The 14355-nt window shown below is 70.7% G+C and carries 18 protein-coding genes; 5 read left to right on the forward strand and 13 right to left on the reverse strand.

Annotated features, from left to right (window positions below):
• Positions 1 to 3 precede the first annotated feature (3 nt).
• A complete protein-coding gene (locus ACFYV5_RS16005; RefSeq protein ID WP_389168761.1) occupies positions 4 to 768 on the forward strand; it encodes a TetR/AcrR family transcriptional regulator in 765 nt (254 codons plus the stop codon).
• A gap of 85 nt (positions 769 to 853) precedes the next feature.
• On the opposite strand, the gene ACFYV5_RS16010 is transcribed toward ACFYV5_RS16005, so the two are convergent.
• The 3 genes from ACFYV5_RS16010 to ACFYV5_RS16020 all read right to left on the reverse strand — a co-directional run bounded on the left by ACFYV5_RS16010 (position 854) and on the right by ACFYV5_RS16020 (position 4720).
• Positions 854 to 1657 (reverse strand): YceI family protein, encoded by an 804-nt coding sequence (locus tag ACFYV5_RS16010; RefSeq protein WP_389168763.1) that lies wholly within the window; start codon positions 1655 to 1657, stop codon positions 854 to 856.
• 106 nt (positions 1658 to 1763) lie between these two features.
• Positions 1764 to 4172: an MFS transporter gene (locus ACFYV5_RS16015; RefSeq protein WP_389168765.1), complete on the reverse strand. Its 2409-nt coding sequence runs from the start codon at positions 4170 to 4172 to the stop codon at positions 1764 to 1766.
• A 71-nt stretch (positions 4173 to 4243) separates the two neighbouring features.
• A complete protein-coding gene (locus ACFYV5_RS16020) occupies positions 4244 to 4720 on the reverse strand; it encodes a MarR family winged helix-turn-helix transcriptional regulator (protein ID WP_389168767.1) in 477 nt (158 codons plus the stop codon).
• A 210-nt stretch (positions 4721 to 4930) separates the two neighbouring features.
• Between ACFYV5_RS16020 and ACFYV5_RS16025 the strand changes: the two genes are divergently transcribed.
• The 3 genes from ACFYV5_RS16025 (at position 4931) to ACFYV5_RS16035 (ending at position 6935) form a co-directional block, all read left to right on the forward strand.
• Complete coding sequence (locus tag ACFYV5_RS16025) at positions 4931 to 5161, forward strand: hypothetical protein (protein ID WP_355110845.1); 231 nt, start codon at positions 4931 to 4933, stop codon at positions 5159 to 5161.
• A 420-nt stretch (positions 5162 to 5581) separates the two neighbouring features.
• Positions 5582 to 5995, forward strand: coding sequence for a hypothetical protein (locus ACFYV5_RS16030; protein ID WP_389168769.1), 414 nt, complete (start codon positions 5582 to 5584; stop codon positions 5993 to 5995).
• 601 nt (positions 5996 to 6596) lie between these two features.
• Positions 6597 to 6935, forward strand: coding sequence for a DoxX family protein (locus ACFYV5_RS16035; protein ID WP_389168771.1), 339 nt, complete (start codon positions 6597 to 6599; stop codon positions 6933 to 6935).
• 15 nt (positions 6936 to 6950) lie between these two features.
• Here ACFYV5_RS16035 and ACFYV5_RS16040 read toward each other — a convergent pair whose 3' ends face one another.
• The 3 genes from ACFYV5_RS16040 to ACFYV5_RS16050 are packed head-to-tail and all read right to left on the reverse strand — an operon-like array spanning position 6951 to position 8357.
• Entirely contained in the window at positions 6951 to 7337 is a 387-nt protein-coding gene (locus tag ACFYV5_RS16040) for a hypothetical protein (RefSeq protein ID WP_389168773.1), read from the reverse strand.
• Positions 7337 to 7447 carry a DUF397 domain-containing protein gene (locus ACFYV5_RS16045; protein ID WP_355110853.1) on the reverse strand — a complete coding sequence of 37 codons (111 nt, stop codon included), beginning with the start codon at positions 7445 to 7447 and terminating at the stop codon, positions 7337 to 7339. The genes ACFYV5_RS16040 and ACFYV5_RS16045 overlap by 1 nt, the downstream gene beginning before the upstream one ends.
• A complete protein-coding gene (locus tag ACFYV5_RS16050; protein WP_389168775.1) occupies positions 7410 to 8357 on the reverse strand; it encodes a Scr1 family TA system antitoxin-like transcriptional regulator in 948 nt (315 codons plus the stop codon). The genes ACFYV5_RS16045 and ACFYV5_RS16050 overlap by 38 nt, the downstream gene beginning before the upstream one ends.
• Positions 8358 to 8475: 118 nt before the next feature.
• Here ACFYV5_RS16050 and ACFYV5_RS16055 point away from each other — a divergent pair, with 118 nt between their 5' ends.
• A complete protein-coding gene (locus tag ACFYV5_RS16055; RefSeq protein WP_355110857.1) occupies positions 8476 to 8853 on the forward strand; it encodes a hypothetical protein in 378 nt (125 codons plus the stop codon).
• On the opposite strand, the gene ACFYV5_RS16060 is transcribed toward ACFYV5_RS16055, so the two are convergent.
• The 7 genes from ACFYV5_RS16060 to ACFYV5_RS16090 form a co-directional block, all read right to left on the reverse strand.
• Positions 8850 to 9764: a hypothetical protein gene (locus ACFYV5_RS16060; RefSeq protein WP_389168777.1), complete on the reverse strand. Its 915-nt coding sequence runs from the start codon at positions 9762 to 9764 to the stop codon at positions 8850 to 8852. The genes ACFYV5_RS16055 and ACFYV5_RS16060 overlap by 4 nt on opposite strands.
• Positions 9765 to 9887: 123 nt before the next feature.
• Positions 9888 to 10415 carry a DUF1062 domain-containing protein gene (locus ACFYV5_RS16065; protein ID WP_389168779.1) on the reverse strand — a complete coding sequence of 176 codons (528 nt, stop codon included), beginning with the start codon at positions 10413 to 10415 and terminating at the stop codon, positions 9888 to 9890.
• A 208-nt stretch (positions 10416 to 10623) separates the two neighbouring features.
• Complete coding sequence (locus ACFYV5_RS16070) at positions 10624 to 10860, reverse strand: hypothetical protein (RefSeq protein ID WP_389168781.1); 237 nt, start codon at positions 10858 to 10860, stop codon at positions 10624 to 10626.
• Positions 10861 to 11487: 627 nt separating this feature from the next.
• Positions 11488 to 12405, reverse strand: a complete 918-nt coding sequence (locus ACFYV5_RS16075; RefSeq protein WP_355110864.1) for an RNA polymerase sigma factor SigF — start codon at positions 12403 to 12405, stop codon at positions 11488 to 11490.
• 245 nt (positions 12406 to 12650) lie between these two features.
• Positions 12651 to 13586, reverse strand: coding sequence for a SigB/SigF/SigG family RNA polymerase sigma factor (locus ACFYV5_RS16080; RefSeq protein ID WP_389168783.1), 936 nt, complete (start codon positions 13584 to 13586; stop codon positions 12651 to 12653).
• Positions 13587 to 13788: 202 nt separating this feature from the next.
• A complete protein-coding gene (locus tag ACFYV5_RS16085; protein ID WP_389168785.1) occupies positions 13789 to 14082 on the reverse strand; it encodes a Dabb family protein in 294 nt (97 codons plus the stop codon).
• 23 nt (positions 14083 to 14105) lie between these two features.
• Positions 14106 to 14270, reverse strand: coding sequence for a hypothetical protein (locus tag ACFYV5_RS16090; protein WP_355110869.1), 165 nt, complete (start codon positions 14268 to 14270; stop codon positions 14106 to 14108).
• Positions 14271 to 14355: the final 85 nt, after the last annotated feature.

Raw genomic sequence — 14355 nt, forward strand, 5'->3', positions numbered from 1 at the left:
GCGATGGTGAAGGCAGCCGACCGGGCCAGGAACCCGGCGCGTTCCAGCGTCTGGCTGGAGAAGCGGGCCGCCCGCGCGGGGGGCGGCCCGGCCGGGCTCGACCGCGACCGGATCGTGGCGACCTCGATCCGGATGCTGGACGAGGAGGGCCTCGGCAAACTGTCGATGCGAAAGATCGCGGCCGAGCTGGGCGTCACGGCGATGTCCCTCTACTGGTACGTGGACACGAAGGACGACATCATCGAGTTCGCGCTCGACGCCGTCTACGCGGAGATCGACCTCGCCGCCGTCGACGCCGCCGAGGGCTGGCAGGGCCGGATCCGCGCGCTCGCCCTCGCCTATCGCCGGATGCTCGCGCGCCACGCGTGGGTCTCGCCGTGCGCCGGCTCCTACCTCAACATCGGACCGAACGCGATCGCCGTCGGCACCAAGATCCAGGAGGCCGTACGGGACACCGGTCTGCCGCTGCACGGCCAGCCGGGCGCGATGTCGGCGGTCTTCCAGTTCGTGTACGGCTACGGGACGCTGGAGGCGCAGTTCGGGCGGCGCGCGGCGGAGGCCGGCATGTCGCAGGACGACTTCTACACGGAGTCGGTCTCGGCCTTCCGCGACGACCCGGAATTCGCCGTCCAGATCGAGGACATGAAGGAGATCCTGGACGAGCGCGCCACGCACGGCAGCGTCAGCGACATCTGGGAGCGGGACTTCGACTACGCCCTCGACATCCTGATCGCCGGCATCGAGGTCATGGCGGCCCGGTCGGCCTGACGGCCCGGTCGGCCCGAACGGCCTGAGGGACGCGGCCTGACGGCCCGGTCGGCCCGAACGGCCTGGGACGCGGCCTGACGGCCGCTCAGCTCTCCCGTACCGCCTGGATGTCCAGCGTCACCCGCAGCGTCGTGCCGATCGCCGCGATGCCCGCCGACACGACCTGGTTGTAGGTCATCGCGAAGTCCTCGCGCCGCAGTTCGGCCTCCGCCCGGAAGGCCGCCCGGACCCCGCCCCACGGATCCGGGCCCGTGCCCAGATAGGTGAGATCGAGCGCCACCTCCCGCGTGACGCCCCGCAGGGACAGCTCGCCCTCCACGGTCCACCGGTCCGGGCCCGCCGCCCGCAGCCCCGCGCTGCGGTACGTGATCTCGGGGAAGCGGTCCACGTCCAGGAAGTCCTCGGACCTCAGGTGCTTGTCCCGCAGGCCGTTGCCCGTGTCGACGGACCCGGCCGAGATGACCGCCTCCACCCGGGACGCCAGGACGTCCGGCGCGATCTCGATCCGGCCGGTGAACTCGGTGAACCGGCCGTGCACGCTGGAGATCCCCAGGTGCTGCGCCACCGCGCCCACCGACGAGTGCGCCGCGTCCAGGACCCACGCGCCCGGCGGCGGCAGTTCGGTACCGCCCGCGCGGGCCAGCACGACCGTCCCGACCTCGGCCCGGCCGGCCCCGCCGACCAGCGCCGTGCGCGCGTCAGGCGCGTAGCCGAGGGCGGTCACCACCACGGTGTACGCCCCCGGGGCCAGCGCCGTCTCCGACCGTACGATCCCGTCCGCGTCCGCCGCCGCCCGCAGGACCTGCCCGCCCGAGCCGTCGGTCACGGTCACCACCGCGTGCTGGACCGGCCACCCGTCCCGCGTCCGTACCTGTGCGTGCAGTCCCATCGCCACTACCACTCTCTCGTTCGAAAAACAGCGGGGCGGCAGGCCGTCCCCTGCCCGCCGCCCCGGACCCGGCCGCGCCTCCGCTCGACGCGCGGCCGGGGGCTGGTCACTCGCCCGGGTGGGCGAGTTCGATGTCGTGGCCGTCGACGCCGGCGCCGGTCACGGTCAGCCGTCCCGCCACCGGTGGGTAGCCGGTCGCGATGAGCGTGTACTCGCCGGTGTCCAGGTCCGCGAAGGCGTACGCGCCGTCCGCGTCCGTCGTCGCCGAGGCCTTCACGTTCCCGGCGGCGTCGACGAGCGTCACGCGCGCGTCCGCCAGCGGCCGGTGGTCGAGGCCCGCGCGGACCGTCCCGTGGACGACCGCCCCCGCCTCGAGGGCCACGTCGAGCCGGGTCACGCCCTGGCCGCCGATCTCGACCGGCAGCGCCTGCGGCCGGTGACCGGTGGCGGTGACCGCGACCGTGACCGCGCCCGGGACCAGCTCGCCGAAGGCGAAGCCGCCGTCCGCGCCGGACTTCCCGGTGGCCAGCACCTCGCCGCGTACGTCCGTGATCACGACCATCGCCCCGTCCACGGGCGCTCCGCCGTCCGCCGCGGTCACCGAGCCGGTGAGCCCGCTGGTGCCGGTCAGGAGCACGTCGTGCGAGAGCGGACCGTCGTTCACGACGACCGTGGACGCCTGCGGCTGGTAGCCGTCGGCGGAGGCGATGAGGACGTACGATCCGGCGCCCGGGGCGTCGAAGGCGTACCGGCCCTCGCTGCCGACGACCGAGCGGCCGAGCTGCTGCCCGCCGAGCGAGATCAGCGTGAGCGTCGCGCCGGCGACGTCCGTGCCCTCGGCCGTACGGACCGTTCCGCCGATGGTCAGGCCGGTCAGGCCGGTCAGGCCGGTGGAGACCGCGACGGCCGCCTCGTTGGCAGGCTCTTCCGACGCCACCGGGGTCGCGTCGCCCGAACTGCTCTTCAGCGCGACCTCCTTGATGAACAGCGTCACCAGGAAGGCCAGCAGGGCGAACGGCGCCGAGTAGAGGAAGATGTCCGCGACACCGTGCCCGTACGCGTCCTCCATGACGGTACGGATCGGGGCCGGCAGCTTGTCCATGTCCGGGATGGAACCCGTCGTACCGCCACCGCCACCCATCCCCGCGGCCTTCGGGCCGAGGGCGGCCATGCCGTCCTGGACGTAGTGCGTGACCCGGTCGGCCATCACCGCGCCGAGCGCCGAGACGCCGATCGCGCCGCCCAGGGAGCGGAAGAAGGTGACGACGGAGGAGGCGGAGCCGAGGTCGGCCGGGGCCACCTGGTTCTGCGTGCACAGCACCAGGTTCTGCATCATCATGCCGAGGCCGAGACCCATCACGCCCATGAAGAGCGCGATGTGCCAGTACTCCGTGTCGTAGCGGATCGTGCCGAGCAGACCGAGCCCGCCGGTCGTCAGGGCACCGCCGCTGACCAGCCAGGCTTTCCACTTGCCGGTCTTGGTGATGACCATGCCGGAGACGGTGGAGGAGACGAACAGGCCGGCGATCATCGGGATGGTGAGGACACCGGACATGGTCGGCGACTCGTCGCGGGCCAGCTGGAAGTACTGGCTGAAGAAGACCGTGCCGGCGAACATCGCGACGCCCACGAAGAGCGAGGCGAGCGAGGCGAGGGTGATGGTGCGGTTACGGAAGAGGCGCAGCGGGATGATCGGCTCGTCGGCCTTCGACTCGACGAGCACGAAGAGCGCGCCGAGGACGATCGAGCCGCCGACCATGGCGGCCGTCTGCCAGGACATCCAGTCGTACTTGTCGCCCGCGAACGTCACCCAGATCAGGAGCAGGGAGACCGCGGCGCTGATGACGAAGGCACCGGTCCAGTCGACCTTGACCTTGCGCTTCACGACGGGCAGCTTCAGGGTCTTCTGCAGGACGAGGAGCGCGATGAGCGCGAAGGGCACGCCGACGTAGAAGCACCAGCGCCAGCCGAGCCAGTCGGTGTCGGTGATGACACCGCCGAGCAGCGGGCCGCCGACCGTGGCGACGGCGAAGGTGGCGCCGAGGTAGCCGCTGTACCGGCCGCGCTCACGCGGGGCGATCATGGCGGCCAGGATGATCTGGGAGAGGGCGGTCAGCCCGCCGACGCCGATGCCCTGGACGACGCGGCAGGCGATGAGCATGCCGGTGTTCTGGGAGAGGCCGGCGACGACCGAGCCGGCGACGTAGATGAGCAGGGCTATCTGGACGAGCAGCTTCTTGGAGAAGAGGTCCGCGAGCTTGCCCCACAGGGGGGTGGTCGCGGTCATCGAGAGCAGCGCGGCCGTGACGACCCAGGTGTAGGCGGACTGGCCGCCGCCCAGGTCGGTGATGATCTGGGGGAGGGCGTTGGAGACGATCGTCGAGGACAGGATGGCGACGAACATGCCGAGCAGCAGCCCGGAGAGCGCCTCCATGATCTGCCGGTGCGTCATGGGCGCCCCGCCGGAGGCGTGGCCGCCCGCCTCCTTCGACGGAGCAGGGGTTGTCGTGGCCATGAACTTCCTTCGCTTCTACGTGCTTCTACGTTCTTCTGCGTGCTCTATGTGCTCTGCGTGCTCTATGCGCTCTACGCGTGGTGGGCCCGGCAGTCCCCGAAGGAGTCGCGGAGGCGGGCCAGCAGGGTGGTGAGCAGGTCGACGTCTTCGTCGGACCAGTCCGCGAGGTTGTGCGTGAGCATGGCGGTCAGCCGGCGGTCGAGTTCGGCGAGCTTCTCCCTGCCCTCGGCGGTGAGGTGCAGGATGCGCGAACGCCGGTCGGCCGGGTCCGGCAGTCGCTCGACCCAGCCGCGGTCGACGGCGTGGGAGACGTGCCGACTGCTGACCGACATGTCGACGGCCATCCGCTCCGAGATCCGGCTCATCCGCATGTCCCCGTCGTGCTTGAGCAGGGCGAGGACGATGGCGGTTCCGCTGGGGCAGTCGGCGGGCAGGGAGCGGGCCATGCCGCGCTTGACCGCGCCGATGGCGCTCACCTGGCGGGCGAGGTTCTCGTACCGGTTGTCCACTGTGACCCCATGACTCACGGCCTCACGACCCCCATGCATCTTGTTGCTTAGGGCAACCATAGAGATGGATGGTTGCTCCAGGCAAGCTAAATCGGTCAAACGGCGCTAAAGAATCGGCAAAGGGGGGCGGGGGCTCGGGGAGGCCGTGAGGGGGATCGGTGCCGGAGCGGTGCCGGAGCAGTGCCCGAGCGGTGCTGGAAGCCGTCGGGGCTTGGGGACGGAAGCCGGGGTTCGCTAGGGTCCTGGCTCATGGCACACAACCCCCAAGCTCCGTACGGTCAGGGCCCCGGCTCCGAGGGCAACTACGACCCCGCCGGCAGCACCCAGATGTTCCGCGCCTTCGTCGACGAGGGCGCCCCGCAGGGGGGCGGCCGCCAGGCGGCGGCGCCCCAGTCCTCCGGCCCCCGGGTGGGCCTCATCGTCGGCGTGGTCGCGGCGATCGTGGTCGTGGCGGCGGTGGCCTGGCTGGCGCTGGCCTGAGGTCCGGGCGCCTGGGCTTGGATGCCTGGGCCTTGGTTGGCTTCGGGTTTCCGGGGCGGTCGGCGTGGAGGCCCTTGTGGGCTTCTGGTTCGGCCGCCCTCGCTCCGAGTGTGGCGTCCTCCACCGGGCCCTCAAGGGCGCTCCTCGTTCCTCGTCGCGTCGCTGCGCGATGAGCTGGCGCCCACCCTTGACCGCCCGGCTCCGGACGCCTTTTCCCACTCGGAGGGCGGCCGGGGGGCGTGGCCACGCGTCCCGGCCCGGGGGCGACTGGGCTTTGCTCGGCGCCTGCGGGCGCGTGGTTGGGATCGCGCGGCAGTGGAATGGGGCGGCTCGGCGGCGCTCAGCGTGTTGTGGCCGGTGGGTGGCCGGGCTTCATGCCCCGCTGGTCACTGCCGGTGGGTCGTTTCGGGAAAGTGAACCGTGGACGAGGACGAAGTGTGGCTGCAGCGCCACGGCCTGCACCCTGACGCGCGCGGACTCGCCGAGGTGCGCGAGCTCCTGGCCGAGCAGACCCGCCTCGAACGCGGAGCGCAGGGCGACGGCTACACGCCCCTGATGAAGCTCTGCTGCGTCCAGCTGTTCCTCGCGGGCGCCCTCGATGACGTGCTGCTCATCTGGCGCGCCAAGACGGCCAGTTTCGACGCCGATTGCTCGATCGACATCCAACTCCTGTGCGGCGCCGGACTCCAGCGCACCAAGACGTACCTTGCCTCGTACGGTTCGGAGGAAGCGGAGTCGGCGCTGCGGCGTCTGCGTTTCTGCGAAGAGGCAGAGGACTTCGTCGACTTCTCCCCGGAGCAGCGGTCTGCCCTCTACGCCGCGTACTACGCGTGACGCTAACCCCTCCGTAGACGCTTCGGCGGGTCCGGTATCGCCGTCAATGGGCGATATGGCGGTTGGGTTGGCGCGATGAGGGAGGACTTACGGTTCGGGGTGGCCGGCTTTCACCCCCGGCGGGTCAGGGGGATTCCGCCACCCACCGGACGGTGACCAGCGGGGCATGAGGCCCGACCGCCCACCGGCCGCAACACGCTGAGCCGGTGCCGGGCCGCCCCACTGCACTGCCGCGCAACCCACCCACGCGGCCGCACGCGCTGATCCCAGCCCGGCCGCGAACCGCGCTTCCGCGTGGCCACGCCCCCCGGCCGCCCTCCGAGTGTGAAAAGGCGGGTGGAGGCGGGCGGTCAAGGGTGGCCGCCAGGCCATCGCGTAGCGACGCGACGAAGGAGCGCCCTTGAGGGGCCGGTGGAACCCGCCACACTCGGAGCGAGGGCGGCCGAGCCAGAGGTTTGCGGGGGCGTTCGGCCCGTGGGCCCCGAGCGGCGGAAAGTCCCCGAAGAAAAATGCGCCGTACCTGTCACACGTGTGCGGCGCGCTCCGTCAGTGGGGTGTGCGAGCGAGACACGCTCGCCGCCACTCGACCGAGGAGCTTCCGATGTCCACCACCTACATCGTCGTCACTGCCGTCGCCGCATTCATGGTCGGCTTCTCGGCCCTCTCGATCTTCATCAAGGCCCCGTGGGTCGTCGAGCCGCTGACCGAGTACGGCGTCCCCCGCACCTGGTGGACCTGGCTCGGGGCCGCCAAGGCAGCCGGCGCGGCGGGCCTCGTGGTCGGCCTGTGGGTCCCGGCGATCGGCCTGGCGGCCGGGATCGGCACGGTCCTCTACTTCGCGGGAGCCGTCATCACCGTGATCCGGGCCCGCTCGTACCCGCACGTCGCCTGGCCGCTGATGTACGCGGCCCCGGTCGTCGCCGCCCTGGTCCTCGCCTGAGCCCCAAGTGCCCGACTACGCGTCGATCCAGCGCTGTACCGCGTCGATGGTGGTCTCCGGCGAGGTGTTGAAGCAGAGCCGGATGCCCGGTACGGCCTCGGTGAGGACGTTCACGAGCCGCTCGAACAGCAGGGTGTGCTCGGGCGCCATGCGTACGCCGCCCCCGATCATCGCCAGGCCGAAGTCCCCGCCCTCCAACTGCTCCCGCACTGCGGCCTCAGCGCTGTCCGGGGAGGCGTCGACCAGACACGTCACGCCATCGAACCCCGCCTCGCGCAGCGCGGCCTCCCCGGCTGCGATCCGTTCGGTGAGCGACGCCTCGTCCACGCCGTCGGGAACCGTGCTGTAGTCGAGCGAGCGGGGATGCAGCCCGATGAACAGGACCCTCGTGTCCTTCCGCATCACAGCGCGCTCACGAACGAGTCCCACACCGCACGCTCGAAGACGAGCGCGGGCCCGTCCGGGGCCTTGCTGTCACGTACGGGGACGAGGCCGGGGAATTCGGGGGCCACCTCGACGCAATCGCCGCCGTTGGCGCCGCTGTAGCTGCTCTTCACCCAGGTCGCGGTGGTCAGATCGTGCCTCTGCATGCTGCCCGTACCCTTCCATCATGTCGCTGATCAGAGCGGCAGATTCGCGGGCCGACAGCGAGTCCGCCCTGAGCACATCATAGGTCTGGGCGTGCCGCGCATAGAGGGACGGATCGTCGCTGAGATGGCCGCGGTCGAGCGATTCCGAGTAGACCCATTCCTGCCCGTCGGGCAGCTGGATCAGAGACATCGACGCGTCGGGGCGGTCGATGCCGGGCCGGTCGGCCGGAGCGATCTGGACGCGGATGTTGCCCAGTTGGCCGACGGCGAGAAGATGCGCGCACTGGTCGCGCATCACCCTCGGGCCCCCTACGACGTTGCGTAGACAACTCTCGTCCAGAACAGCGATGTACAGCGGGCCGTCCGGGGCGAGAAAGCGCTGCTGGCGGCTCAGCCTGGCCCGGACACGCTCGTCCACCTCATCGGCGGTCCGCAGGCGACGGGCGAACAGGGCGTTCGCGTATTCCGGCGTCTGCAACAGGCCGGGCATCACTTGCGTTTGGTACGCGCGCACTGCCAGCGCCTGGGCGTCCATCTTCGCTCGGCGCTCGAACCAGTCCGGATGCTCCACCTGCGGGTACCAGTCGATCTTCGCCCACAGCCGGACCAACACCCCGCCCGTCCCCAACAATTCGTCACACGCCTTCGCGAACGTCTCCTGCGGCACCCGCGTCCCCGACTCCACCCGTGCCACGTGCGATCGGTCGCACGGGATCTGGCGCGCCAGGCCGTCTTGGGTGAGGGCCGCCAACTCGCGATAGTGGCGCAGCAGTTCGCCGAATACGCCCGCCGTTGTCGCGGCCGTACCCCCGGGCGCATTCCGTCTGCTCACTCCGTCCCCCTCCGTGACAGTGGGCCAGTGGCACGCGATCAGCGTTGTGGCCGGTCTTCCCATTGAGCAACGCTGGAGCCACAGAGAGTAGTCGCCCGATCGGGTGAGGAGCTGAGGAATGGCAGGGCACATGGAGTGCGGAGGGTTCGTCTACGACCCCGCCGCCCGCAAGGTCGGCGAGTACCGGGGCACGGCGGGGCCGTACGCCATGCTCCGGCCCGTGGGGGGTGGGCGGGAGTGGCAGGCGGATCCGGAGAAGGTCCGTCCGGCGACGTCGGCCGAGCGGTTGAGCGCGGGCGTGCGGGCCGCCAACGAGCGCGCGGGCGTGGCGTACGAGGTGAGTCGGCCGCCCGTCCCCGTACCCGGCTGTGCGGAGTGTGCCGAGTTGGCCGAGCAGCGGACCGCCGCCCGGCTGCGGTTCGACTGGAGTGCGGAGACGGACGCGAACGTACTGCTGCGGCGGCACCTGGGGAGCACGCACTCCGGGCGCGCCTAGGTTCCGTGGTCGATCTTCTTCTCCCGCATCAGTCTCTCCAGCTCCGCGTCGGACAGCGGGCGCAGGGTGTTCAGCAGCCGGCGTAGCCCGGCTTCGTCGAGGGTCTGGCTGGTGACCTCGGCCTCCGCGTTCCCGACACGGCGGGTGAGGGTGACGGCGCGGGGGACGTCCTGGACCGTGCGCAGCTCGCCGTGCGCGTCCACCGTGCAGGCCACGCCGTTCGCCAGGATCTCGGGGCAGCGGAGGGTCGGGGTGAGGACCGGCCGCAGGGTGAGGGCGACGTACGCGAACGTGTCCTCTCGGACGCCGCGGTATTCGACGGTGAAGTAGGCGGGGCCGGACGTGGCACGGGCCAGCCGCATGCCGGGTGGATCGGCGCCCACGTACAGCAGCTCCGTGTGGTGGCGATACCGGAAGATCTCCGCCTCCTGCCGGCGTTCCCGCGCCTCCGCCGGGCCGAGGAAGCCCCCGTAGGCCACGGCGGCCGCCAGCGTGGCCACCGCGCCCAGCCGCACCCACCGGTTCGGTACGAAGAACGCCGCGGCCACGGCGTACGGCACCCCCGTCAGCGCCAACCGGGTGGCGGCGCTCCCCAGGCCGACGCCCTGGTCGTAGGCGACCAGGCCCGCCCCGACGCCGAACGTACCCAGGGCGAAGACCAAGGCCGCCCAGCCGAGCCGCTGCGGCAGGGCGCGGCACAGCGGCACCACGGTCCGCGCCGGTGTGCCCGCCGCGGCCAGCAGACCCACCGCCGGCACCGCACCCAGCGCGATGAGGAGCAGTGCCGCGCCGCCACCACCGCCCCAGGTCGCCGCCAGCAGCCCGAAGCCGAGGGTCGGCACCACGGCCGTCATCGTCGCCCAGACGAGGAGGAGATGGAGAGCCGTCTGCGCACGTCTGGCACTCGTCATACCTCGGATCGTGTCAGTCGGCGCCCGGCGGCACATGAGTTCTCGTACTCAGCGCGGAGGCGCCCAGGGCCTGTCCGGCGGACCGTGCCGGACAGGCCCTGGGCGACCGGGGAGAGGGACGGCTCAGCGCTTGAGCGTGAAGGTGAAGTCGCCGGAGAGCTTGCCGCTCAGCCGGACCGCCGAGACGAGACTCCCCTCCGCGATCAGCCTCTCCACCTCGGCCCGCGAAAGACCGCAGCCTTCGGCGATCAGCCGCACCGGCCGGACAGGGATCCGCGCCGCGAAGCGGACCGAGATGTCGATCACCTCGCGGTCGAGATGATCCGATCCGCCGGTGTCGAGGCGCCAGGCGTCGTCCCAGTCGAGGGCGATGCGATTACGGCGCTGCACGACCGGATCCTGGAGCAGCTCGGCTGCCAGGCCGGGGTCGTTGTCGTGCATCCGGTCCAGCAGGTCAGGTCGTACGGAGCGCACGTTCGTCCGCTCCAGGATCGTGAGCTTCGCCGTGTCTCCGCAGGCGGTGCAGAGCACGAGGAGCCAGGCGTCGAGGAGCTTGTGGTTGGCGTTGACGCGGAATTTGCCGTTCGCCCGGAAGTGCGGGGACGCGCACGCGTGGCAGCGGCGGAGGACAAGCGGAAGGCAGGTGGGCATGACCACCCAGTTTTCGAGCACAGAAGTACACCGGTCTCAGTGAGAAGTCCGCAGCAAAAAGGGGCGCGGCGCATAGGCGCGACGCGCGACAGATCAGCTCTCGGGAGGTCTCACACGGTGTACAACGGGACGTCCTTGCCTGGGCGACGTGGTCAGGCAGCACGGTAGGGCAGCCCAGCGGCGCCGCTCCACCGGTTTTTCGCGCGCCTCAGCGCCAGGTCGCGGTGACCTTCTGGGTGTCGACGCGCATGCCGAGCGGTACGCGCCAGGAGTCGACGCAGACCGTGTACGTCCGGGTCTTCGCCGTTCCGGCCGGGATGGGGGCGGGCAGGGGCTGGGTCGACTCGATCGTCGCCCAGTCGACGCCGAGCGCCCCGATGATGTGCGTGGCGAAGGTGACGGTGCCCGAAGTGGCCGCTTTGCCCCCGGTGTTGCGGAAGGTCATGGTCACCTGCTCGCACCACCGCTTGTCGGTGTCCGTCAGTACGGGGGCCGAGAGGGTGAGCGTGGCGGGCGTGGTCGGGGTCTGGGGCGCCGGGGTGGGCGGTGGCGCCGGTGGGGTCGTGCCGGGGGGTGGAGCGGTTGCCGTACGGGGTGGGGGCGGGGGCGTGCCGGGAGCGCCGGGCGTCGTCCCGGGGCGCGAGGTCCCAGGGGCCGTACCGGCACCCGTACTCCCGCCCGTACCCGTACTCCCGCCCGTACCCGTACTCCCACCCGTATCCGCGTCTCCGGCCGACGGTCCCGGGGTCGTCCCCGGTGGTCGCGCCGGTCGTGGTGAGGGTGACGAGGTGCTGGAGCTTGTACCGCTCGCCGATGGCGACGGGCCGTCCAGCGGGATCAGCGTCACCGATCCCGACGGCTGCACCGCGCCCTTCGGGGAGGAGCCGGCGCCGACCGCCGCGTACCCCTCGCCCTCTCCTCCGCCGCACGCGGTCAGCGCTCCGCCGAGGCAGAGCGCGACCACTGTCAGAAGTGACCTCTGTCGCCGCATGGCGCCAGTCTTGCTGACGCCGTGTCAGTTCGGAACGGGAATGCCGAAACTTCGGCCGGGCGGTCGGTCCTCAGTCGGTCCTCAGTCGGCGATCAGGCCCTGGCGCAGCTGCGCCAGCGTCCTCGTCAGCAGTCGCGACACGTGCATCTGCGAGATGCCGACCTCCTCGCCGATCTGCGACTGCGTCATGTTGGCGAAGAACCGCAGCATGATGATCTGCCGCTCCCTGGGCGGGAGTTTGGCGAGCAGCGGCTTCAGGGACTCGCGGTACTCGACGCCCTCCAGGGCCGTGTCCTCGTACCCGAGCCGGTCCGCGAGCGAGCCCTCGCCGCCGTCGTCCTCCGGGGAGGGGGAGTCGAGCGAGGAGGCGGTGTACGCGTTGCCGACCGCGAGGCCGTCGACGACGTCCTCCTCCGACACCCCGAGCACGGCGGCGAGTTCGGGCACGGTCGGCGAGCGGTCCAGCTTCTGCGCGAGCTCGTCGCTCGCCTTGGTCAGCGCGAGGCGCAGCTCCTGGAGCCGGCGCGGGACGCGTACGGACCACGAGGTGTCGCGGAAGAAGCGCTTGATCTCTCCGACGACCGTCGGCATGGCGAACGTCGGGAATTCCACGCCGCGTTCGCAGTCGAAGCGGTCGATCGCCTTGATCAGGCCGATGGTGCCGACCTGGACGATGTCCTCCATCGGCTCGTTGCGGGAGCGGAAGCGGGCCGCCGCATACCGCACGAGCGGCAGGTTGAGCTCGATGAGGGTGTCGCGGACGTAGGTCCGCTCCGGGCTGTCCGCGGCGGCGCCCGCGTCGTCCAGGGCGCGCAGCCGGAGGAAGAGGGAGCGGGAGAGCGTGCGGGTGTCGAGGGCTTCCGGCGTGACGACAAGAGGCGGGACGACAAGCGGCGTGGGGGGCGCGGCACTCTCCGCCGTCGGCTGGACCGGCATCGGTACCGGCGTCTGCGCGGGCGTGAGCGTAAGCACCTTCGAGCTGCCCTGTTCTGCGGACATGCCACCCCCTTGAGGTCGCGGACGGTCGCGGCGGCCACGACCATCGGAGGAACGCAGCCTCCACCTGAATACCGGAGGCGGGGCTGCGGCAAACGCGGTTCCAGCAGAATGTCACATGTCGGCAACACGCTGTAGTGACTTGTCGACATGGCGTGGGTGAATATCCGCAGGAAACAAGGGGTGTACGGCATTTGGGCCATCGGAAGGCCCGTCAGAACTGCTCCGAACCGGTCTACCCGTTTCAGCTACGCCTCGATCCTGTTTGCGGATCTCAGACGGGCGAAGCTCCGGGCGAGGAGCCTTGACACATGCATCTGCGAGACGCCGAGTTCCTGACTGATCTGTGACTGCGTCAGGTTGCTGTAGTAGCGGAGCATCAGGATCCGCTGCTCGCGCTCGGGCAGCTGTACGAGCAGATGCCGTACGAGATCCCGGTGTTCGACGCCGGCGAGTGCCGGGTCCTCGTAGCCGAGCCGGTCGAGCAGCCCGGGCAGGCCGTCGCCCTCCTGGGCCGCCTCCAGTGAGGTGGCGTGGTACGACCGTCCCGCCTCGATGCAGGCCAGTACCTCGTCCTCGCCGATCTTCAGCCGCTCGGCGATCTCGGCGGTGGTGGGGGAGCGGCCGTGGGCGGTCGTGAGGTCCTCGGTGGCGCCGTTGACCTGGACCCAGAGCTCGTGGAGCCGGCGCGGCACGTGGACGGTCCGCACGTTGTCGCGGAAGTAGCGCTTGATCTCGCCGACGACGGTGGGCATCGCGAAGGTCGGGAACTGGACGCCGCGGTCCGGGTCGAAGCGGTCGATGGCGTTGATCAGGCCGATGGTGCCGACCTGGACGACGTCCTCCATCGGCTCGTTACGGGAGCGGAAGCGGGCCGCCGCGTACCGCACGAGCGGCAGGTTCGCCTCGATGAGCGCCCCGCGCACCCGGTCGTGCTCCGGGGTGCCGGGCTCGAGCTCCTTGAGCTGCCCGAAGAGCACCTGCGTGAGTGCGCGGGTGTCGGCGCCCCGGGTGCTCTGCGGTCGGGTGGACTGCGGCCGGGTGGACTGCGGTCGGGTGGACTGTGGTCCGGCGGCTGCCTGGGGTCGGGTGGTCTGCGGTCCGGCGGCTGCCTGGGGGCGCGGGGTGTCCGGGCCGCCGGTCTCGTTCTGGGGCGGGACTTGAGGCGCTGTACTGGCCGGCACGTTCACGCCACCCCTTTGGTTCGTCTTGCGGTCGACTATGGCTGGTCAACTACGGTCAAACTCAACCATCAAAAGCGGTCATAGCATCACAAGACATGTCCACTGTGTGCAAGCACCGCATCACCACGTGTTGACGGCGCGCACACCCAGAAGGCCCCCCGCCGCGACGGCGAGGGGCCTGGGGAAGTGGTTCGGGACGGGCCTAGAACGCGTAGTCCGCGATCACCCACGTGGCGATCTCACGCCACAGGGCGACGCCCGCCTGGTGGGCCGGGTGGTCCAGGTAGCGCTGGAGCGCATCGGTGTCGTCCACGGCCGAGTTGATGGCGAAGTCGTACGCGATCGGCCGGTCGGTGATGTTCCAGTCGCACTCCCAGAACCGCAGCTCCGGGATCTCCTTGTCGAGGCCCTCCAACGCCTTGGCGGCGGCGATGGCGCGCGGGTCGTCCTTCGCGATGCCGTCGTTGAGCTTGAACAGGACCAGATGGCGGATCACAGCAGGACTCCTCGTCGGTGGTTCTAGTTGACGAGTTCGGTCATGAACTCGCCGACGCCCTGTGCGGCGGACGATATGCCCTCGAACCCTACCTGGACGAGATCGGCGGCCCTGTCGGGGGAATTGATGATCGTGTACAGCACAAAGACCACGACCGCATACAGCGCGACCTTCTTCGCTTGCGCCATCTGCCGCGCCCTCCCCTGTCTGCACCCCTGCGTGGACGCGTGAGTCTAACCGAGCCGCTTCGGCCGCCTCACGGGATCTTTACGG

Origin of the sequence: Streptomyces sp. NPDC003035 (genome assembly GCF_042888285.1) — a bacterium.
Taxonomy (GTDB): domain Bacteria; phylum Actinomycetota; class Actinomycetes; order Streptomycetales; family Streptomycetaceae; genus Streptomyces.